At 71.9% G+C, this 21287-nt stretch carries 17 protein-coding genes; 7 read left to right on the forward strand and 10 right to left on the reverse strand.

What is annotated here, in order from left to right; all coding sequences use genetic code 11:
* Positions 1-5 precede the first annotated feature (5 nt).
* The 4 genes from cydD to hisC all read right to left on the reverse strand — a co-directional run bounded on the left by cydD (position 6) and on the right by hisC (position 8337).
* The gene (gene cydD / locus AC4BDD_RS14265; protein WP_490691374.1) at positions 6-4313 is read right to left on the reverse strand and encodes a thiol reductant ABC exporter subunit CydD; all 4308 of its coding nucleotides are present in this window, start codon (positions 4311-4313) and stop codon (positions 6-8) included.
* 13 nt (positions 4314-4326) lie between these two features.
* Positions 4327-5328 carry a cytochrome d ubiquinol oxidase subunit II gene (gene cydB, locus AC4BDD_RS14270; protein ID WP_490691375.1) on the reverse strand — a complete coding sequence of 334 codons (1002 nt, stop codon included), beginning with the start codon at positions 5326-5328 and terminating at the stop codon, positions 4327-4329.
* A gap of 20 nt (positions 5329-5348) precedes the next feature.
* Positions 5349-6977: a cytochrome ubiquinol oxidase subunit I gene (locus AC4BDD_RS14275; protein WP_490691376.1), complete on the reverse strand. Its 1629-nt coding sequence runs from the start codon at positions 6975-6977 to the stop codon at positions 5349-5351.
* Between the two features lie 280 nt (positions 6978-7257).
* Entirely contained in the window at positions 7258-8337 is a 1080-nt protein-coding gene (gene hisC, locus AC4BDD_RS14280; RefSeq protein ID WP_490691377.1) for a histidinol-phosphate transaminase, read from the reverse strand.
* Positions 8338-8852: 515 nt separating this feature from the next.
* On the opposite strand from hisC, the gene AC4BDD_RS14285 reads away from it, so the two are divergent.
* From AC4BDD_RS14285 to AC4BDD_RS14295, 3 genes are all read left to right on the forward strand, one after another.
* Positions 8853-9953, forward strand: coding sequence for a LacI family DNA-binding transcriptional regulator (locus AC4BDD_RS14285; protein WP_490691378.1), 1101 nt, complete (start codon positions 8853-8855; stop codon positions 9951-9953).
* A gap of 216 nt (positions 9954-10169) precedes the next feature.
* Entirely contained in the window at positions 10170-11309 is a 1140-nt protein-coding gene (locus AC4BDD_RS14290; protein WP_490691379.1) for a metallophosphoesterase, read from the forward strand.
* Between the two features lie 180 nt (positions 11310-11489).
* Complete coding sequence (locus tag AC4BDD_RS14295; RefSeq protein ID WP_490691380.1) at positions 11490-12440, forward strand: hypothetical protein; 951 nt, start codon at positions 11490-11492, stop codon at positions 12438-12440.
* A gap of 49 nt (positions 12441-12489) precedes the next feature.
* On the opposite strand, the gene thiC is transcribed toward AC4BDD_RS14295, so the two are convergent.
* Positions 12490-14256: a phosphomethylpyrimidine synthase ThiC gene (gene thiC / locus AC4BDD_RS14300; RefSeq protein WP_490691381.1), complete on the reverse strand. Its 1767-nt coding sequence runs from the start codon at positions 14254-14256 to the stop codon at positions 12490-12492.
* Between the two features lie 241 nt (positions 14257-14497).
* Here thiC and AC4BDD_RS14305 point away from each other — a divergent pair, with 241 nt between their 5' ends.
* Positions 14498-15862 (forward strand): YibE/F family protein, encoded by a 1365-nt coding sequence (locus AC4BDD_RS14305; protein ID WP_490691382.1) that lies wholly within the window; start codon positions 14498-14500, stop codon positions 15860-15862.
* Here the strand turns inward: AC4BDD_RS14305 and AC4BDD_RS14310 are convergent, their stop codons facing one another.
* The 4 genes from AC4BDD_RS14310 to AC4BDD_RS14325 all read right to left on the reverse strand — a co-directional run bounded on the left by AC4BDD_RS14310 (position 15863) and on the right by AC4BDD_RS14325 (position 18069).
* Positions 15863-16300: an SsgA family sporulation/cell division regulator gene (locus AC4BDD_RS14310; RefSeq protein WP_490691383.1), complete on the reverse strand. Its 438-nt coding sequence runs from the start codon at positions 16298-16300 to the stop codon at positions 15863-15865.
* Positions 16301-16411: 111 nt separating this feature from the next.
* Positions 16412-17188 carry an IclR family transcriptional regulator gene (locus AC4BDD_RS14315; RefSeq protein WP_490691384.1) on the reverse strand — a complete coding sequence of 259 codons (777 nt, stop codon included), beginning with the start codon at positions 17186-17188 and terminating at the stop codon, positions 16412-16414.
* A gap of 160 nt (positions 17189-17348) precedes the next feature.
* Complete coding sequence (locus AC4BDD_RS14320) at positions 17349-17570, reverse strand: DUF5326 family protein (RefSeq protein WP_490691385.1); 222 nt, start codon at positions 17568-17570, stop codon at positions 17349-17351.
* A 181-nt stretch (positions 17571-17751) separates the two neighbouring features.
* Positions 17752-18069, reverse strand: a complete 318-nt coding sequence (locus AC4BDD_RS14325; protein ID WP_490691386.1) for a cupin domain-containing protein — start codon at positions 18067-18069, stop codon at positions 17752-17754.
* A 48-nt stretch (positions 18070-18117) separates the two neighbouring features.
* Between AC4BDD_RS14325 and AC4BDD_RS14330 the strand changes: the two genes are divergently transcribed.
* From AC4BDD_RS14330 to AC4BDD_RS14340, 3 genes are read left to right on the forward strand one after another with little or no spacing between them, the layout of a single operon-like run.
* Positions 18118-18495 carry a phage holin family protein gene (locus tag AC4BDD_RS14330; protein WP_490691387.1) on the forward strand — a complete coding sequence of 126 codons (378 nt, stop codon included), beginning with the start codon at positions 18118-18120 and terminating at the stop codon, positions 18493-18495.
* Positions 18496-18537: 42 nt separating this feature from the next.
* On the forward strand, positions 18538-19689 hold the full coding sequence (locus tag AC4BDD_RS14335; RefSeq protein WP_490691388.1) for a cystathionine gamma-lyase: 1152 nt from the start codon (positions 18538-18540) through the stop codon (positions 19687-19689).
* A gap of 39 nt (positions 19690-19728) precedes the next feature.
* A complete protein-coding gene (locus AC4BDD_RS14340) occupies positions 19729-20268 on the forward strand; it encodes an NUDIX domain-containing protein (protein ID WP_490691389.1) in 540 nt (179 codons plus the stop codon).
* Between the two features lie 119 nt (positions 20269-20387).
* On the opposite strand, the gene AC4BDD_RS14345 is transcribed toward AC4BDD_RS14340, so the two are convergent.
* Positions 20388-21263, reverse strand: coding sequence for a pyridoxamine 5'-phosphate oxidase family protein (locus AC4BDD_RS14345; protein WP_490691777.1), 876 nt, complete (start codon positions 21261-21263; stop codon positions 20388-20390).
* Between the last annotated feature and the right edge of the window lie 24 nt (positions 21264-21287).

Raw genomic sequence — 21287 nt, forward strand, 5'->3', positions numbered from 1 at the left:
CGAGATTAATAAGCGCCATTTGCCAGAGAAAGCAGCCTCTTGTCCTGTGAGGACGTGGCTGTGGATACGGCCGGGGATGCGGCTGTGGACACGGCCGGGGATGCGGCTGTGGACACGGCGGCCACCGCGCCCGTCAGTCGCTCGGTCGCCCGCTCCCGCTCCCACATCCGCCGGAACGGCCCATCCACCGCCACCAGTTCCTCGTACGTCCCGCGCTGCACGGTCCTGCCCCGGTCCAGCACGATCACCTCGTCCACCGCACCGGCCAGCCCGGCCAGCCGGTGGGTGATCAGGACGGTGGTACGCCCCTCGGTCGCCGCCAGCAGATCGGCGGTCAGCGCGTCGGCGGTCGTCAGGTCGAGGTGCTCGGCGGGTTCGTCGAGCAGCAGCACCGGGAAGTCGGCCAGCAGCGCGCGGGCCAGCGCCAGCCGCTGCCGCTGGCCGCCCGAGAGCCGGGCGCCGAATTCACCGACCGGCGTGTCCAACCCGTCCGGCAGGCCGTCCACCCACTCCAGCAGGCGTGCCGCGCCCAGCGCCGCTCGCAGCCGGGCCTCTTCGCCGACCGCTTCGCCGCCCCCGTCCCCGTCCCCACCGGCGTCACGGGCCTGGTCATCGGCTGCCGGGCCGCTCGGCGGAAGTGCGGATGCGGATGCGGATGCGGATGCGGATGCGGGTGCGGGTGCGGGTGCGGGTAGGGCAAGCCGGAGGTTCTCGCGCAGGGTGCTGTTGAAGAGGTGCGCGTCCTGGGCGCACAGGCCCACCAGCCGCCGCACCCCGTCGCCGTCCAACCCCGCCGCTTCCCGGCCGCCGAGTGTGTACGTACCGGACTCGGCGTCCAGGAAGCGCAGCAGCACCTGGGCCACGGTGGACTTGCCCGCCCCCGAGGGGCCGACGACGGCGACCCGCCGACCGGCCGTCAGCTCCAGGCGGAAGTCGTCCAGCGCGGGCGTGCGGCGGCCCGGGTAGCGGGCGGTCAGATTGCTGACGACCAGCGGGAAGGGCGAGCCGGGGGCCTGGCCGGTCCCCTCGATCACGGGCGGCGGCGCGTCCAGCACCTCGTCCACCCGCTCCGCCGCCCGGCGCACCCGCTGCCGGTACTGCACCGCCGACGGCAGTCCGGCGACCGCCTCGAACGCGGCCAGCGGGGTCAGTACCACGACCGCCAGCCACACCCCGGGCAGCCGCCCGTCCGCCACCGCCCGCACCCCCACCCAGGCCGCGGCGGTCACGGTCAGCCCGCAGGTGAGGGCCGACAGGCCGCTGCCGAGGGCGGTGGCGGCGGCCGCACGCCGGGCGAGCCGGGTGAGAGCCCCGTCCGCCCGGCGCACCGCGTCGAGGCGGCGCGGCAGCGCCCCGGCGACCGTCAGCTCGGGCGCCCCGCCCAGCAGGTCGACGACCTGCGTGGACAGCGCCCCGCGGGCCGGGGCCAGCTGCCGCTCCGCACGGCGCGCGACCGCCCCGGAGACGGCCGGGACCACCAGTCCGGCCGTAAGCAGACCGGCGGCGAGCACCGCCCCGGCCTCCGGCAGCAGCCAGCCGGTGAACGCCACCGAGGCGGCGCCCACCATCACGGCCGCGCCGACCGGCAGCAGCCAGCGCAGAAAGTAGTCCTGCAACGCGTCCACATCGGCCACCAGGCGGGAGAGCAGATCACCACGCCGGGTCGCGCGCAGCCCGGCCGGGGCCAGCCGCTCCAGCCGCCGGAACACCGCGACCCGCAGATCGGCCAGCACCCGTAGCGCGGCGTCATGCGAGACCAGCCGCTCGGCGTACCGGAACACGGCCCGCCCGATGCCGAAGGCGCGGGTCGCGGTCACCGCGACCATGAGATAGAGGACGGGCGGCTGCTGGGAGGCGCGTGAAATCAGCCATCCGGAGACGGCCATCAGCCCGACGGCGCTGCCGAGGGCGAGCGCGCCGAGCAGCAGGGCGAGCGCGAAGCGGGAGCGGCGGGAGCGGGCGGCCGCCCGCAGCCCCGCCAGCCCGCGCCGTCCCGGACGCGCGGCCTCCGGATGGTCAGCCCCCGGCAGCGGCCCGTGCCCATCCCCCGCAGGGGCGGACCCCGCGCCGTCGGCCCCCGCACGGTCGGCCCCGGGCATCGCCCCGCGCCCGGCCACGGGCAGCGGCCCGCGCCCGTCCCCCGTACGCTCGGCTTCCGCGCGGTCGGCCCCGAGCAGCGGCCATCGCTCGGCCCCCGCGCGGTCGGTCCCCGGCACCGGCCCGCACGCGGCCCCCGCACGGTCAGCCCCCGTACGCCCGGCCCCCGGCAGCGGCCCGCCCTCGGCACCCGCACAGTCAGCCCCGGGCAGCGGCCCGCGGTCGGCCGGGACCTGCGCTCCCGTGGCAGCGGGCGTACGGGCGGGCACGTGCGCACTCGGGCCCGCAGCCGGGTCCGCAACCGGGCCCGGAGCCGGGTCCGCGGCCGGGTCCGCACCCAGCCGTATCACCCGGTCGGCGACGGCGAGCAGGGCGGGACGGTGAACCACCATCAGGACCGTTCGCCCGGCGGCGAGACGGCGGACGGCGTCCACGATGCCCGCCTCGGTCTCCCCGTCCAGACTCGCCGTCGGCTCGTCCAGCAGCAGCACCGGCCGGTCCGCCAGGAACGCCCGGGCGAGCGCGACCCGCTGCCGCTGGCCGGCGGACAGCCCGGCCCCGCCCTCGCCCAGCTCCGCGTCGATCCCACCGGGCAGCGCCTCGGCGAACTCCAGCGCACCGGCCGCGCCCAGGGCCTCCCGTACCGCCGCGTCGTCCGCGTCCGGCCGGGCCAGCCGGACGTTCTCCGCGAGCGTCCCGGCGAACAGGTACGGCCGCTGCGGCACCCACGCCACCTGCCGCCACCATCCGTCCAGCGCCGTCTCCGCGAGATCCGTCGGCTCCGCCGGAGCCGTACGCTCCGCCGGAGCCGGAAGCCCGATGAGCACCCGGCCGCGTGCGGGTGCGACGAAACCCAGGACCGCGTCGAGCAGGGTGCTCTTGCCCGCCCCGCTCGGGCCGACGATCGCCACCGTCTCCCCGGCGCGTACCTCGAAGGACGTCTCGGCGAGGGCCGGTTCCGTGCGGCCGGGCCGCATGACCACCAGCCCCTGGACCGCCAGGGTGACCGCTCCCTGGGACTTCGTCCGGGGGGCCCCGCAGCCGCTGAGCCCGTCCCCCGGCGTGCCACCCCCGCCACCGTCTGCCTGGGCCGTCTCCGCCGCGCGGCTCACGCCGCCATCCGCCTCGGCCACCTCCGCCCCGCGGCCCGCGCCCCGCTCGATGACCGAGAAGACCTGGTCCGCGGCGGCCAGCCCCTCCGCCGCCGCGTGGTACTGCGCGCCCACCTGCCGCAGCGGCAGATACGCCTCGGGGGCGAGGATCAGCACCACCAGGCCGGTGAAGAGGTCGAGTTCACCGTGGACCAGCCGCATGCCGACGCCGACCGCCACCAGCGCCACCGACACCGTGGCGAGCAACTCCAGCGCGAAGGAGGAGAGAAAGGCGATCCGCAGCGTGCGCAGGGTCGCCCGCCGGTATTCAGCGGTGATCGCACGGATCGAGGCCGCCTGCGCCTTGGCCCGTCCGAAGACCTTGAGCGTGGGCAGTCCGGCCACCACATCGAGGAAGTGGCCGGACAGCTGGGACAGCAGCCGCCACTGACGGTCCATCCGACTCCGGGTGACCCAGCCGATGAGGATCATGAACAGCGGAATCAGCGGCAGTGTCCCGGCGATGATCAGCGCGGAGACCCAGTCGGCGGTGACGATCCGGGCGAGCACCGCGACGGGAACCACCACCGCCAGTCCGAGCTGCGGCAGATAGCGGGCGAAGTAGTCGTCGAGGGCGTCGATGCCACGCGTGGCCAGCGCGGTCAGTTCCCCCACACTGAGCGCCCCGTCGGCGCCCGCCCCAGCCGCCCCGGCGGTTCCGGCGCCCGCCGCGCTCACCCCGACCACCCCAGCAGCCCCGCTCACCCCGGCCGCCCCGGCGGTTCCAGCATCCGCCCCGCTCGCCCCGGTGACCCCGGCGGCCGCGCTCTCCAACAGCCTCATGCGCAGCTCGGACTTGACCGCCGCACTGGCCCGGTGGGCGGCCAGCTCGGTCAGCCAGGAGACCGCCGCTCGGCCGACCGCCACCGCGGCCAGCAGCACCAGCGGACGGGTCAGGTCACCCGCCGTCGATCCTCGCTGGAACGCCCCGACCACCACCTCGGCGATCAGCGCGGCCTGGGCGACGACGAGCCCGGCCCCCGCCAGTCCCAGTGCCACCGACGCGGCGAGGAAGCCACGGGTGGCTCGGGCGTGGCGGAGCAGGCGGGGGTCGACGGGTCGCATGGTGCGAGGCTCCTCAGTGTCCGGTGGGGATGTGCTGCACGCCGATCCGCTTGCGGAACACCCAGTACGTCCACGCCTGGTAGGCCATGACGAGCGGGGTCATGAAGCCCGCGACCCACGTCAGGATCTTCAACGCGTACGGGCTGGACGCCGCGTTGTCGACCGTCAGGCTCCACCGCGGGTCCGACGAGGACGGCATCACGTCCGGGAACAGCGCGAGGAAGAGCATGCCGACCGCCGCCGCGACGGCGACTCCGGAGAGCGCGAAGGCCCAGCCCTCCCGGCCACGCGCGTTCATGGCCAACGCCGCGGCCAGCGCGGCCACCGCGACGACGAGCGCGACCAGACTGCGTGCGTTGCCGCTGTCCGCCTGGGTCCAGGCCAGGAAGGCCGCCGACAGCGCCACCGCGCCCAGCCCCAGCGGCCCGGCCAGCCGGCGCGCCCGCACCCGGATGTCGCCGACCGTCTTCAGCGCGGCGAAGACCGCGCCGTGGAAGGTGAACAGCACCAGCGTGGTGACGCCGCCGAGCAGCGCGTAGGGGTTGAGCAGGTCGCCGACGTCCCCGGCGTAGTTCCCGTCGGCACCGATCGGCACGCCCCGCACGATGTTCGCGAAGATCGCCCCCCACAGGAAGGCGGGGATCAGCGAGCACCAGAAGATCGCGTGTTCCCAGTTGCGCTGCCAGCGCTCCTCGGTGCGCTTGTGCCGGTACTCGAAGGCGACGCCGCGCACGATGAGGCAGACCAGGACGGCCAGCAGCGGCAGGTAGAAGCCGCTGAACAAGGTGGCGTACCAGTCGGGGAAGGCGGCGAAGGTCGCGCCGCCGGCGGTGAGCAGCCAGACCTCGTTGCCGTCCCAGACCGGGCCGATGGTGTTGATCAGGACCCGGCGCTCGGTGCGGTCCCTGGCCAGCAGCTTGGTCAGTACGCCGATGCCGAAGTCGAAGCCTTCGAGGAAGAAGTAGCCGGTCCACAGGACGGCGATGAGGAGGAACCAGATGTCGTGAAGGTGCATGGCTAACGCTCTCCCTGCCGTCAGTACGCGAAGGTCAGCGGACGGTCGGCGTCCTCGCCGGCACCACCGGAGCCGGCCGCGCCCGCCCCGCCACCGGGCCCGTCACCAGGTCCGCCGCCCGGCCCGCCGAGGGGCAGCCGGAGCCGGGGATCCTTGGCCGGCGGCTTCTCGTCCACATCGGGACCGGCCTTGGCGTACTTGGCCAGCAGCCGGATCTCGACGACCGCGAGCACCCCGTACAGCAGGGTGAAGACGCTCATCGAGATCAGCACCTCGGTGGTGCTGACGGTCGGCGAGACCGCGTCGCCGGTCTTCATCAGCCCGTAGACCACCCAGGGCTGGCGGCCCATCTCGGTGAAGATCCAGCCGAAGGAGTTGGCGATCAGCGGGAAGCCCATGGTGAGGATGCCGAGCCGCCAGGCCCAGGCGGTGAGGAACGGGTTCAGCTCGCGGCTCCGGGTCAGCATCAGCCGGGGCACCTCGGTCTCCCCGGTGCGGAACTCCGGCGCCAGCCACCGCTTGCGGCGGGTGGTCCACAGGCCGACGAGCCCGGCGACGAAGGAGGTCATCCCGAAGCCGATCATCAGCCGGAAGCCCCAGAAGGTCATGAAGATGCTGGGGATGTAGTCCTCGGGGTCGCCGCCGTAGCGCGCGGCCTCCCGCTCGGCGATGTCGTTGATACCGGGGACGGCGTCGGAGAAGTTGTTGTGCGCGAGGAAGGAGAGCACCCCGGGTATCTCCAGCTCGACGCTGTTGCGCCCCTCGCTGACGTCGCCGACGGCGAAGACCGAGAAGGGCGCCGGGTCCTGCGTCTCCCACAGCGCCTCGGCGGCGGCCATCTTCATCGGCTGCTGCTCGAACATCACCTTGCCGAGCTCGTCACCGCTGATCGCGGTCCCCAGCCCCGCGATCACCGCCACGACCAGGCCGACGCGGAGTGAGGAGCGCATCGCGCCGACCTGCTTGCGGCGCCGCACGTCGAACTCCTCGCCCTTGTCCTGGGCGCGCTTGGCCCGCCACAGGTGGAGGGAGGAGATGCCGACGACGAAGGCGGCACCGGTCAGGAAGGCCGCGGTGAGGGTGTGGAAGACCACGACCAGCGTGGTGTTCTGGGTCAGGACCGCCCAGAAGTCGGTGAGCTGCGCCTTCCCGGTGGCCTTGTCGAGGGTGTAGCCGACCGGGTGCTGCATCCAGGAGTTGGCGGCCAGGATGAAGTACGAGGACAGGATCGTCCCGGCGGCCACGATCCAGATGCAGGCGCAGTGCAGCTTCTTCGGCAGCTTGTCCCAGCCGAAGATCCACAGGCCGATGAAGGTGGACTCGAAGAAGAAGGCGATCAGCGCCTCCATCGCGAGGGGCGCGCCGAAGACGTCACCGACGAAGCGGGAGTAATCCGACCAGTTCATGCCGAACTGGAACTCCTGCACGATGCCGGTGACCACCCCCATCGCGATGTTGATCAGGAAGAGCTTTCCCCAGAACTTCGTGGCATGGAAGTACTTGTCCTTGCCCGTGCGGACCCACGCCGTCTCCATGCCCGCGGTGAACGCGGCCAGGCTGATGGTCAGCGGGACGAAGAGGAAGTGGTAGACGGTCGTAATCCCGAACTGCCAGCGCGCCAGTGTCTCCGGCGCCAGAGCGAGGTCCACGTCGTTCTCCTTACCGTCGTGCTCGCATCGCGGCGGCAGCCGCGGACCCCACCGCGGTTGCTCAACCCTTCACAAAGGCACATAAAGCGTGCGCGCTTGTGAACGCGTTCACATTCACAAGCAATTATGGAGCACACGACAACGCCCCCTGTCACCGGGGTGGCAGGGGGCGGAATCAGTCACGCATGAGAGGCTGAGAGGTCGGGCGTCACGCGGTCAGGCGTCACCTCGCGGGCGCCGTGCGATCACGCGCAGGGCGCCGGTGTCACGCCGGCGGGGGTCACAGGGCCTTGCGGAACTCCTCCGCCGCCCGCAGGAACAGATCGTTGGCCTCCACCTCGCCGATGGTCGTCCGCACGCCCTCGTTCCCGTACGGCCGGACGATCACGCCCGCCTTCTCGCAGGCCGCCGCGAAGTCCTGGGTGCGGTCCCCCAGCCGCATCCAGACGAAGTTCGCCTGCGACACCGGCACCGTCCACCCCTGGGCGACCAGCGCCTCGTACACCCGGGTCCGCTCGGCCACCAGCGTCTCGACCCGCTCCCGCAGCGCGTCCTCGCTGCGCAGCGAGGCGACCGCCGCGTCCTGCGCCAGCTGGCTCACGCCGAAGGGCACCGCGGTCTTGCGCAGCGCCGCCGCCACCGGCTCGTGCGCCACGGCGAAGCCGACCCGCAGCCCGGCCAGGCCGTACGCCTTGGAGAAGGTGCGCAGCACGCAGACGTTCGGCCGGTCGCGGTAGAGCTCGATGCCGTCCGGGACCTGCGGGTCGCGGATGAACTCCTTGTAGGCCTCGTCCAGCACCACCAGGACGTCGGACGGCACCCGGTCCAGGAACCGCTCCAGCTCGGCGCGGCGCACCACGGTGCCGGTGGGGTTGTTGGGGTTGCAGACGAAGATCAGCCGGGTCCGGTCGGTGATGGCGGCGGCCATCGCGTCCAGGTCGTGCGTCTCCCCCTCGTCCAGCGGCACCTGCACCGAGGTGGCGCCGGAGACCTGGGTGATGATCGGGTACGCCTCGAAGGAGCGCCAGGCGTACATCACCTCGTCGCCCGGGCCGGAGGTCGCCTGCACCAGCTGCTGCGCGACGCCGACCGAGCCGGTGCCGGTGGCGAGGTGGCCGATGGGCACCTCGAAGCGCTCGGACAGCTCCGCCATCAGCCCGGTACACGCCATGTCGGGGTAGCGGTTGAACGCCCCGGCGGCGCGGGTGGCGCTCTCCAGCACGCCCGGCAGCGGCGGGTACGGGTTCTCGTTGGAGGACAGCTTGAAGGCGACCGGCCCGCCCGCGGCGGCGGGTTTCCCGGGCTTGTACGTGGGGATGCCGTCCAGCGCAGCACGCAGCTTGGGGCTCTTCTCAGACACCGCGGGTCCTCCTCGACCGTCCGGGCTCATCAATACTCCACACCTTATGAGGATTGCCCCGGCTGCCGTAAGGAGTGAGTTCACCGAGAGCGCTGTCCGAACCGCTGAAGATCTCCGGCCCGGGCCGGGCCCGGGGGTCCGGGCGGGACGGGCCCGGGGGTCCGGGCGGGACGGGCCCGGCGACCACACCCGCACTCGACCGCGGGCCCCGGCCGCACCCCGCGAGGTCTCCCGGCGGAGCCCGGTCGAGCCCCGGGGGGCGCAGAGGAGAGATCCGTGCGCTGGTGGCGGGCGCCGTAGCGCGCATCCCTCGTGCAGGTGAGTTGAGACCTCTTCGAAACCTGAACCAATCAGCAGGCGTAGATATGCCAGGGGCCTACAGAGGCGCACCCGCTCCCTCAACTGCCTTGGTTTCCAAGGCGAATTGGGGGGTCATCTCTTGCAGAATCGTGCCTTCGGACCGCCATTCGTGGGACCCCGCAGACGTGGCATCTGAGCCCTACTATCGGCTCGCCATGACAGCAGCAGGTAAGCACCAGGTGAGCGGGTCGACCGGCCGCCGGTTGGGGCGAGCGGGCATCAGGGACGTGGCCGCCGCAGCCGGGGTATCGATCACGACTGTCTCCGACGCGCTCAACGGCAAGGGCCGACTACCGGAAGCCACCCGCCGCCACGTCCGCGAGGTCGCCGACCGGCTGGGCTACCGCCCGTCCGCGGCCGCCCGCACCCTCCGTACCGGCAAGTCGGGGCTCATCGGCCTGACCGTGACCACCTACGGGGATGAACCTTTCACCTTCACCGAGTTCGCCTACTTCGCCGAAATGGCACGGGCCGCGACCTCCGCCGCCCTCGCCCGCGGCTATGCGCTCGTCATCCTCCCCGCCACCTCCCGCCACGACGTGTGGTCCAACGTGGCGCTCGACGGCACCGTGGTCATCGACCCCTCCGACCAGGATCCGGTCGTCACCGAGCTGCTCCGCCAGGGCATCCCCGTGGTCAGCGACGGCCGCCCGGCCGGCACCCTGCCGGTCACGGCCTGGGTCGACAACGACCACGAGGCCGCGGTGGTCGGCCTGCTCGACCATCTCGCCGAGGCCGGCGCCCGCCGCATCGGGCTGCTGACCGGCACCAGCACCGACACCTACACCCGGCTGTCCACGTCCGCGTACCTCGACTGGTGCAAGCGGGTCGGCCAGGACCCGGTGTACGAGGAGTACCCCGCCCACGACCCGTGCGCCGGGGCGGTCGCCGCCGACCGGCTGCTGGCCCGCCCGGACCGCCCCGACGCCGTCTACGGACTCTTCGACCCCAACGGCACCGACCTGCTCGCCGCCGCCCGGCGCTACGGCCTGCGCGTCCCGGACGATCTGCTGCTGGTGTGCTGCAGCGAGTCCGCGGTCTACTCCGCCACCGACCCCCCGATCACCACCCTCTCGCTCAAGCCCCGCCGCATCGGCACCGCCGTCGTCCAACTGCTGATCGACGCCATCGAGGGCCACGCGCCCACCGGTCCGGTCGAACAGGTGATACCGACCGAGCTGATGGTGCGGACGTCCTCCCAGCGCCGGCCGCACCGCACCACGGTCAGCCCGCCACGGGGTCCCACCCGCGGGTGACCGGAAGACGCCTGCGTGATTGACCACCCGCGCCGGACTCCTACCAGGTCAATTCGGGAGAAAAGCCCAGGAGAGTGGAGCCTGGCCCCGATTGACGGCACCCTGGTGCGACACAAGCCGTGAGAGTCATTCCTATGATGGGCGGATGACACCGTGGACCGCCCTCGACCAGGCACGGTCCACAAGGTGCACGGCGGCGCGATGGTGGAGGGGTCGATGACTCAGGGGGCCGGTCTGGGACCCACGGCACGGACCACGGCGGCGGTGCCGCCCGTACCCGCGTACGCCGCGCCCACGCCCGTGGCTCCGCCCGTGCGCCCGCGCCCCTACGCGACCCCCACGCCCGCGACCACGTCCACCCAGCCGCCCGCCCGCCCGGACGTCCCGGAGTACACCCCGACCGAGCACAGCCTGCCGGCCATGGGCCCCGGCCACACCCTGATCGACCGCCCGCTCGTCACCACACCCGACCGGCCCACCGTGACGCTCCACCCGGTGCCCGACCCGGCCCGCGCGGCCGCCGAGCCCGAGGGCCCCGGCCCGCTCTACGTCGTCGGCGACGTCCACGGCTACCACGACGAGCTGCGCGCGGCGCTCGCCGCCGAAGGGCTCATCGACGCGGACGGAAACTGGTCCGCGGGCAACACCCGGCTGTGGTTCCTCGGCGACTTCACCGACCGCGGTCCGGACGGCATCGGCGTCATCGACCTGGTGATGCAGCTGTCCGCCCAGGCCGCCGCGGCCGGCGGATACTGCAAGGCCCTGATGGGCAATCACGAGCTGCTGCTGATCGGCGCCAAGCGCTTCGGCGACACCCCGGTCAACTCCGGCGCCGGCACCGCCTCCTTCCAGGCCGCCTGGCTGCTCAACGGCGGGCAGCGCACCGACATGGAGCGGCTGGAGGACCACCACCTGCAGTGGATGTCCCGGCTGGACGCGATGGCCGAGGAGGACGGGCACCTGCTGGTGCACTCCGACACCACCGCCTACCTGGAGTACGGCGACTCGATCGAGGCGGTCAACGACGCGGTGACCGAGGCGCTCCAGCGCAGCGACGCCGACGAGTGCTGGGACCTGTTCCGCAAGTTCACCAAGCGCTTCGCCTTCCGCGACGAGGAAGCGGGCCCGCCGGCCGTGCGCGAGCTGCTCGAGACCTACGGTGGGCGGCGCATCGTGCACGGGCACAGCCCCATCCCGTACCTGCTGGGCGAGGTCGGCTCGGAGGACGGCGAGGACGGCGGCGCGCCCTCGGTGGACGGGCCGCACGTCTACGCGGACGACCTCGCCATCGCCATGGACGGCGGCGTCACGATGGCCGGAAAGCTGCTGGTCTGCCAACTCCCCCTGGCTGGATGAGGATTCAGCGGGCAGCCGCTTGGGCAGGTAGGCAGTTCATTCGGCCGGAGCGAACCGGAGTGAATTCGGGACACACTCTGTCACCCCGCGCCGGATCCGCTCTACCATCGGCTTATCCGTAGCAGGCTCTCCTCCGTTTCCGCCGCACTGCCCGGTGTAGGCCCTACGGAGCATCGGGGGATGCACATGAACAGCGCTCCGCACCTGCTGATCGAGGACCGTCCGGAATTCGAGCGAGTCCTCGACGAGGCGCTGCGCGACGCGGACCGCCACCCGGAACTCGCCGCCATGGGGCAGCGGCTCAACGCCGAGCAGCTGCGCACCATGGCGCTCAATGCCTCGGCCGCGATATCGGCGTGCGCGGCCGCCGAATACCAGCAATTCGTCACCGCGCGCGATCAGCTGCGCGAGCCACCGCCGCGCCGCGAGCCCTCCGACGCCGCCGCCTCGGGCGCGTCGGCCACCCCGTCTGCCTCGGACGCCTCCGCTGCCCCGGCCGCCTCGCGCGCTACGTCTGCGTCGTCGTCCGCCGCGTCGTCCGAGGACCCCGCCACGGGGGAGACCGCCGTCAGCGCCATGGATGACACCACCGGTGCCGGCCTGGTGGCGATCCTCGCCGTGCTGGCCCCGGTGCTCGCCGGGACCGCCGCGCTGATCTTCCTGCTGGTGGGCTACGGGCTGCGGATGGTCGACCCGGTGCCGTCCATCGCCCAACCGATGATCACCGCAGGCTGGCTCTTCACCGTGCTCACCGCCGCCGGCATCCTGCTCGCTGCCGTCGGCCTGCTGATCACCGCCCTGCGCAACGATTCCGCCGCCGAGCCCGACCCGGTCGGCCGGCAGCGCATCGAGGAGGTCGCCCAGGCCAGAGAGGCCTGGCGGCAGGCGCTCCTGGAGCGCGGGGTGCTGCCCTTTCTCCGCGAGGCCCTCGCCGATCCCGCGGCCCCGCTGACCAGCGCCACCGGCTCCCCCGCCCCGCACGGGCCACAGCCCGCCGGCCGCACCCCCCAGCTGGGCTACAGCCGGCCCGGCTTCAGCACCGAGCGCGACGCCCCCAGCACCCGCCCGAGCTTCACCAGCCCGGACTTCACCAGCCCCGACTACGGCGGGCCGGAACACCCGGCGGAATGACACGAGCGATGCGTGTCATTCCCGGCCCGGCCCGCGGCGTCGTGCTCGATCAGTCCGCGATCGGCAGATAGACGCGATTGCCCGCCTCCGCGAATTCGCGGGACTTCTCGGCCATACCGGCCTCGATGTCGTCCAACTCGCCGCCATGCCGCCGCCGGATGTCCTGAGAGATCTTCATCGAGCAGAACTTCGGACCGCACATCGAGCAGAAGTGGGCGGTCTTCGCCGGCTCGGCCGGAAGCGTCTCGTCGTGGAAATCCCGGGCGGTGTCCGGGTCGAGGGCCAGGTTGAACTGGTCCTCCCAGCGGAATTCGAAGCGGGCGTCGGAGAGGGCGTCGTCCCATTCCTGGGCGCCCGGGTGGCCCTTGGCCAGATCCGCGGCGTGTGCGGCGATCTTGTAGGTGATGACGCCGGTCTTGACGTCGTCGCGGTCGGGCAGCCCCAGGTGCTCCTTGGGGGTGACGTAGCAGAGCATCGCGGTGCCCCACCAGGCGATCATCGCGGCGCCGATGCCGGAGGTGATGTGGTCGTAGGCGGGCGCGACGTCGGTGGTGAGGGGGCCGAGCGTGTAGAACGGGGCCTCCTCGCAGATCTCCTGCTGGAGGTCGATGTTCTCCTTGATCTTGTGCATCGGGACGTGCCCGGGGCCCTCGATCATGGTCTGCACGTTGTGCCGCTTGGCGATCGTGTTGAGCTCGCCCAGGGTCTTGAGCTCGGCGAACTGCGCCTCGTCGTTGGCGTCCGCGATGGAGCCGGGGCGCAGCCCGTCGCCGAGCGAGTACGTCACGTCGTAGGCGGCGAGGATCTCGCAGAGCTCTTCGAAGTTCTCGTAGAGGAAGCTCTCCTTGTGGTGCGCCAGGCACCAGGCGGCCATGATCGAGCCGCCGCGGGAGACGATGCCGGTCTTGCGCCGGGCGGTGAGCGGCACGTACCGCAGCAGCACGCCGGCGTGGACGGTCATGTAGTCGACGCCCTGCTCGGCCTGCTCGATGACGGTGTCCTTGTAGATCTCCCAGGTCAGCTCCTCGGCCTTGCCGTCCACCTTCTCCAGGGCCTGGTAGAGGGGGACGGTGCCGATGGGGACGGGGGAGTTGCGCAGCACCCACTCGCGGGTGGTGTGGATGTTGCGGCCGGTGGACAGGTCCATGACCGTGTCCGCGCCCCAGCGGGTGGCCCAGGTCATCTTCTCCACCTCCTCCTCGATGGAGGAGGTGACGGCGGAGTTGCCGATGTTGGCGTTCACCTTCACCAGGAACTTCTTGCCGATGATCATCGGCTCGATCTCCGGGTGGTTGACGTTGGCCGGAAGCACCGCGCGGCCCGCGGCGATCTCCTCGCGGACCACCTCGGGGGAGACGTTCTCGCGGAGCGCGACGTACTCCATCTCGGCGGTGATCTCGCCACGCCGCGCATACGCCAACTGGGTGACCGCGGCCCCGTCACGGCCCCGGCGGGGGAGCCGGGGGCGGCCGGGGAAGACCGCGTCGAGGTTCTTCAGCCCGCCGCGCGGCGCGGTGTGCTTGATTCCGTCGTCCTCCGGGCGCAGCGGGCGCCCGGCGTACTCCTCGGTGTCGCCGCGCCCGACGATCCAGTTCTCCCGGAGCGGCGGCAGGCCGCGCCGCACGTCCGTCTCGACGGCGGGGTCGGTGTACGGGCCGGAGGTGTCGTACAGCCGCACGTCCTGGCCATTGGTGAGGTGCACGCGCCGCACCGGGACCCGCAGGTCCGGGCGGGATCCGGTCACATAGTCCTTGTGCCAGCCGATCCGCTGCTCATCGCCGCTGGCGGCAGGCGTGTGTGCATCCTGAACGGTCATCAGACCTACTCCCTACGCCGGCATTACCCGGTAACAGGTTCAGCGGTCGACGCAGCGGTGTCCGTGTCCGGAATGCCGGTATCGCCCGGCGGTCCGTGTGACGGAGGTCAGCGTCCTCTCAGCCCGGTGCTCCGAGCTCCCGCGATTGCAAAGGTGCCACGAGGCTAGCGGTTCCCCCGGCCTGCTGAACAGAGGCCCCCGCTTCCCTTGCGGGGATCGGCTCTCTTGCGATGATCGGTCGGTGACCCCGACATCCGATGGACCGCCACCCGACCCCTCGCACGGGAACGCGCACCAGCACGGCCACAGCCACGGACACGCGCACGGGCCCGCCACACCGGTCTCCGCCCATCTGCGCAAGGTCATCGCGGCCGTGCTGATCCCGTTCGCCGCGGCGGTGGCGGTCGGGCTGATCGTGCTGTGGCCCGGCGGCGCGCCCGAGGGGAAGGGCGGGGAACGCAGCGGCCTGGGCTTCGACCAGGACACCGTCTCCGGCCGGGTGGTGCGGATCGAGGAGGTCGACTGCGCGGACGTCAATGCCCAGCCGCAGCAGCCGGCGCCCGGGGAGAGCCAGACGGCGCCCGCCGAGGGAGGCGGCGAGCCGTGTGAGCGGACGACGATCGAGGTGACCTCCGGCAAGGACAAGGGCCGCCGCTTCGAGGAGATCGTGCGGCCGGACGCCTCCCGCCACTACTCGACGGGTCAGAAACTGAAGCTGGCGTACGCGCCCAAGGCGCCGAAGAACCTCCAGTACTCGGTCAGCGATGTGGACCGGGGCTTCCCCATGGCGGTGCTGGCCGGGCTGTTCGCGGCGGCCGTGGTGGTCGTGGGACGGCTCCGCGGGGTGTTCGCGCTGGTGGCGCTGGCGATCAGCTTCGGGGTGCTGACGCAGTTCATCCTGCCGGCGATCCTGCAGGGCGAAAATCCGCTGGTGGTCGCGGTGATCGGAGGCAGCGCGATCATGCTGATCGCGCTCTATATGTGCCATGGGCTCAACGCGCGGACCTCGGTGGCGGTGCTGGGCACGCTGATCTCGCTGCTGCTGATCGGGCTGCTCGGCTCGGTGTTCATCGCGTGGGCGAGCCTGACCGGCAACACCGACGACCAGACGGGCCTGGTGCACGGGCTCTATCCGGACATCGAGATCGAGGGTCTGCTGCTGGCGGGCGTGATCATCGGTTCGCTGGGTGTGCTGGACGACGTGACGGTGACACAGACCTCCGCGGTGTGGGAACTCAAGGACGCCGACCCCACGGCGGGTTGGCGCAAACTGTATGCGGCTGCGATGCGGATCGGGCGAGATCACATCGCCTCGGTGGTGAACACGCTGGTACTGGCATATGCGGGCGCGTCCCTGCCGCTGCTTTTGCTGTTCACGATCGCGGACAGCGGGGTGGGCACGGTAGCGACGAGCGAGATCGTCGCCGCGGAGATCGTCCGCACCCTGGTGGGCAGCATCGGGTTGGTCGCCTCGGTGCCGGTGACCACCGCACTGGCCGCGCTGGTCGTCTCGGCCGACCGGGCACCGGCGGAGGGTGGCCGGGCCGGCGCCGGCGGCCGGGGGCGCCGGCGCCGGGCGAAGCCGAGGGGCCGCGGCCGGAGCTGATCAGCCCGCGAACCGGTCCTTGGCGAGGATCCGGTCCAGCTCCGCGTCGAGGTCGGCGACCGGATCGCCGGCATCCCGCTCCTCGCCGAACGGCACCAGGCGATCGGTGCGGTCCAGGAAGGCGACCAGCGGGGCGGCACCGGCCCGGAACAGGGCGCGTTCACCGCCGACTTGCAGTCGGATGAAGACGTCGGGACTGCCTTCAGGGTTGGTGGGGGCGATGTGGACATCGCCCTCCCCGGCGGGCCGGCTGAGCCCGTCGAGAAGCAGTTCACGGGCGAATGCCCAGGTCACAGGTGCGTCGCCGGGCAGGTGGAAGGTGATTTCGACGGCGTACGGATCATTGCTGTCGTACGCCAGCTCGACCGGGATGCGGAAGGACAGGTCCGTGGAGACCACGAAGGACATCGTCACTTCCGCCTGGACTGTGTCGCGCATGTCTCGCATCGTTCGCCGCCCCGAATCGATTGGGAATGGCCAGGTTTGAACCCTCTGGCCTTCTTGACAATATGGTCCGCCATCGTCTAGCGGATCACAAGGAGTGGGTTTTCAGATACTGATAGAGAACGAGAGAGAGCTGATGACCTGACTGACCCTGGAGCGTAGCGAATCCGTCGCAGTACGGAGTCGTTCCGCTTCAGCGCACGGTACCGAAATCGCCAGAGTGGCCGCCGTCGGGCCCGCCGCGACCGGGAACGCGCCGCAGGCCGTGCCCAGCGCGTACTCCTGGCATTCGAACACCGGTTGTGCACGGCAGCGGCCGTTCAGCCGCCGCCGGAGTTCCCCCGCGTCCCGCACCGAGTACGGGGTGATGGCCTGGACCGGATGCCGGGACAGATGATCTTCCCGGGCCTGCTCGTCGAGCTGCCCGAGCAGGCACTGACCGATCGCATGCGCATGCGCGGTGCTGCGGAAATCGGCCCATTCCTCAACGACGGGCGACTGAGGTCCCTCGGCCACCGCGAGCACCTCGACTTCGCCTTCCCGGTAGATGGAGAAATACACCGCGACGTCGAGCTCGGCGGCGAGCAGGGCGAGCGTGTCGGCCATCTCGGCGCGCTGCCGCTCCCGGTCACCGGCCCGGCCCAGCCGTGTCGCGGCCTCGCCGAGCACGAACACGCCGTGCTCGCGGCGCAGATAGCCCTCATGGGTCAGGGTGCGCAGCAGGTGGTAGGCGGTGGGCAGCGGCAGGCCCGTCTCGCGGGCGAGTTGCTTGGCCGGAGCGCCGCCACGATGAGCGCCCGCCGCTTCCAGGAGGTGCAGCGCACGCTGCACCGAGCTGATCAGGGTCGGCTCGCAGGCCGCACCCGCCTTCGCTGTCGCCAACAGGCACCCCCGGGGTGTGTTTGCGAGGGCAGGCGCCGATCCTTCGAGACGAGGAGGGGCGCCGGGGACTCGCACTTTAACCGGAGTAATGCCTTCAGGCGGAGGATGGGTGCGCCATGTCCCTCACGCGGCGTACCCCCATGACGGACGCTGCTTACGATTACCAGTCACCTCGGGACGAAGACGATGAAGAGGTGAATTTCCGTACGGCATAGATCAAACCGCCAACCAGCGCCACCAGCAGCAGAACCCGGAACGCCAGCCAGGCGACGAAGCCGACGACGGTGAGGATCAGGCCGCCGAAGACCGCGAGGACGAGGACCGGCACGGCGATCCACGTCACCCACCACGGCAAGCCCTGGAATATGTTCTTCGCGGCCACTGTCGGTCCCTGCTTTCTGCCTGGATCAGGTCTTCGTTCTCTCGCTCCCCCTCGCACTTTCGATGCTAGGGCGCGCAGCGCCGGATGGGCGGCCGCACGCCCCCCGTCCTCCCCTGACCTGTCCCTTACGGGTTCCGGGGACGGATCTCCGCTCTCCGGATGGGTCCGGGGCTCAAGGCCCTCAGCCCTCCGGCGGAGAGAAGACCACCATCACCCGCAGGTCCTCGCTGATGTGATGGAACTTGTGCGCCACCCCGGCCGGCACGTACACCACACTGCCCCGCCCCACCTGGGTCGTCTCCATCCCCACCGTGATGGAGGCCCGGCCGCTCACCACCAGGTACACCTCGTCCTGGTCGTGTGGGCGCTGCGGGTCGATCGCGCCCGCGTCCAGCGCGTACAGGCCCACCGACATATTCCGTTCACGCAGGAACTGCAGGTATGCGCCGTCGTTCGCGGCGCGCTCCGCTTCCAGCTCATCCAGTCGGAACGCCTTCATCTTCTCCTCGCCCCTTGATCGGCCGCATGGGTCTGCCACGATCTCAGCATGAAGAATTTCGTAGTCAAGACGCTCGCGAACGCGGGGGCCCTGGCGGTCGCCATCTGGCTGCTGAAGGACATCACGCTGTCCGGCGGTGTCGGTGACAAGGCGCTCACCCTGATACTGGTCACGCTCCTCTTCGGCGTGGTCAACACCATCGTCAAGCCGGTCGTGAAGCTGCTGTCGCTTCCCCTGTTCATCCTGACCCTCGGCCTGATCACCCTGGTCATCAACGCGCTGATGCTGCTGCTGACCTCCTGGCTGGCCGGGAAGTTCGACCTCACCTTCCACGTCGAGGGCTTCGGCACCGCCGTGGTCGGCGGCCTGATCATCGCCATCGTGGCCTGGGCCCTCCATGTCATGCTGCCCGACGACAAGGACTGACCCGCCCCGGCCGGCTCCGGGCGGGCGACCGGGAGGAGCGCCGTGAACCCTGGCGACGGAACGCGAGCGGTACGGGCCGGGCTGCCCGAGCCCGAGCCCTACCAGCCCACCCTGCCCGGTCCGGTCTTCGCCGCGCACTACCACCTGCCGGGCGACGCCGACCCCACCACCGGCGCCTTCACCTACGGCCGCGACACCAACCCCACCTGGTCGCTGCTGGAGCGGGCCATCGGCGAACTGGAGTCCCCCGGCACCGAGGCCGAGACGGTGATCTTCGCCTCCGGCATGGGTGCCATCTCCGCGGTGCTCCTCTCCCAGGTCCGGGCGGGCGACGCGGTGGTGCTCCCGGACGACGGCTACAACCTCCTCGTCGGCCTGCGCGAGCGGCTGACGGACTACGGCGTCGAGGTGCGCACCGCACCCACCGCGGGCGACGCCCAACTGAGCGTGCTCGACGGCGCCAAGCTGCTGTGGATCGAGTCGCCGTCCAATCCCGGGCTCGACGTGTGCGACATCCGGCGCCTCACCGCCGCCGCCCACGACCACGGCGCCCTGGTCGCGGTCGACAACACCCTGGCCACCCCGCTCGGTCAGCGTCCACTGGAGCTGGGCGCCGACTTCGCGGTGGCCAGCGGCACCAAGGCCCTCACCGGCCACGGGGACGTCCTGCTGGGCTACGCCGCCACCCGCGACCCGGAACTGGCCGCCCGGGTCAGGGCGTGGCGCAAGATCGTGGGCGCCATCCCCGGCCCGATGGAGGCCTGGCTGGCGCACCGCTCACTGGCCACCCTCCAGCTGCGCGTCGACCGGCAGGCCGCGAACGCGCTGGCCCTCGCCGAGGCGCTGCGCGACCGCCCCGAGGTGACCGGGCTGCGCCACCCCGGCCTGGCCGACGATCCGGCGCACGCCGTCGCGGCGGCGCAGATGCGCGGCGGGCGGTTCGGCTGCGTGGTCTCCTTCGCCCTTCCGGACAGAGCACACGCACAGCGCTTCCTGGGCGCACTGCGGCTGGTGGACGACGCGACGAGCTTCGGCGGGGTCCGCTCCACGGCGGAGCGCCGCGCGCGCTGGGGCGGCGACGCGGTTCCGGAAGGCTTCATCCGCTTCTCCGCCGGCGCCGAGGACCCGGACGACCTGATCGCGGATGTGCTGCGGGCGCTGGACGAGGCGGCCGGCCAGGTTCGCCGCGCGTAGACGGGTTTCGGCCAGCTCCAGGTGCGGCAGATGTCACCTATGACCGATCGACCTGTGGTCAAGCGCACCGCTCGCGCCATCCTGCTCACCGGCGGCACCGACGCCGGCAGCGAGCCGGAGATGATCCTGATCAAGCGGACCAAGCCGGGCGAGGCGCCGTACTGGATCACTCCGGGCGGTGGCATGGAGCCCGACGACGCCTCGGTCGTCGACGCCCTGTACCGCGAGGTCGACGAGGAGTTGGGTGCCACGGTCAGCCAGGTGGTGCCCGCCTTCGTCGACACCGTCCCGCACCGCGAGCCCGCGCCGCCCGGAGCGGCGGGTGCGGATGCCGCCGTCGGGGAGGGGGTGAAGGTGCAGCACTTCTTCGTCTGCCGGCTGGCCTCGATGGACCTGTCCCGGCGGCACGGCCCCGAGGTGGACGAGCCGTGCGGGGAGTACGAAGTGGTGCGTATCCCCTTCACCCGCAAGGGCATCGCCTCGGTGGAGGTGGTGCCGCCGTCGCTGCGCGCCTATCTCGACGCCAACGTGGAAGGGGTGCTGGCGCTGCTCGCGGACGACTTCGGCCACGGCGTGTGAAGGGCGCGCGCCGTGGAGCGGGCCTGGCGGAGACCAGCCGGCGCCGCCCCTGACCGCGCGGCGCATCCGCCGCGCCCTGGCCGCGTCCGCCGTGGCTGGCCGCGTCCGCCGCGCCTGGCCTAGCCGAACCAGCCGCTGAACGGCTGCGCCGCCTGCTCGTCCCGCTGCCGTGCCCTGGCCAGCGCGCGCTCCGCCTCCCGCCGCCAACGCCCCGGGTCGGACGGCGCCTGCCGAGCCACCGGCCGGACCCTCCGCGGGACCCGGCCACTCGCCTCGGCGGCCGCGCCGAAGAAGTCGCCGCCCTTCCGCTTGACGTCGTCCGTCCCCCAGTCGCGGTCCGGATCCAGGTGCGGAGCACCGGCCTGCTCGGCGACCTGCGGCCTGGTCTGAGGCCCGGTCTGAGGCCCGGTCTGTTCACTGGCGGCGAGCGCCTGGGCGCGGTCGCGCGCCGCGGAGCGCGGCTGCGGGGGCACCTTCGCCAGCCGTGGAATGTGCTTGGCGCAGTGGATGTACGCCTCGTCGACGGTCACCTCGACCCACATCACCGCACGGCGGCCGGGCACCGGATCGACCGGCAGCCCCGGCCGGGCCGCGCGCATCTCCGCGTCCTCCACCAGCCGGGCACGGCCGTTGACGTGCAGCCCGATCCGGTCCCGGAGGAAGTCGATCACGAGGATGCCGACCTGGGGGTTCTCCTCGATGTTGCCGAGGCTGGCCAGGACGCCGTTCCCCCGGTATTCGGGGTAGGCGAGCGTACGGTCGTCGAAGACGCGCAGGAATCCCGGCGGCCCGGCGCGGAAGGTGCTGTCGCAGTGACCGTGCCGGTCGGCGGTGGCCAGGAAGAACATCTCCTGGCGCGCCAGGAACTCGCGCATCCGGACGTTGAGATGGTCCAGCACCTGCTCGTCGTAGAACCGGTCGGCGCGCTCGGCCGTGCCCAGCCGGTGCTGGAGCGCGTGCTCGCCGTCGCTGCCCGGGCGCCTCTCGGTCGCCATCGCCGTCACCGCCGCCGTCGCGCT

This window comes from Streptomyces sp. JLBT605 (assembly GCF_058215555.1).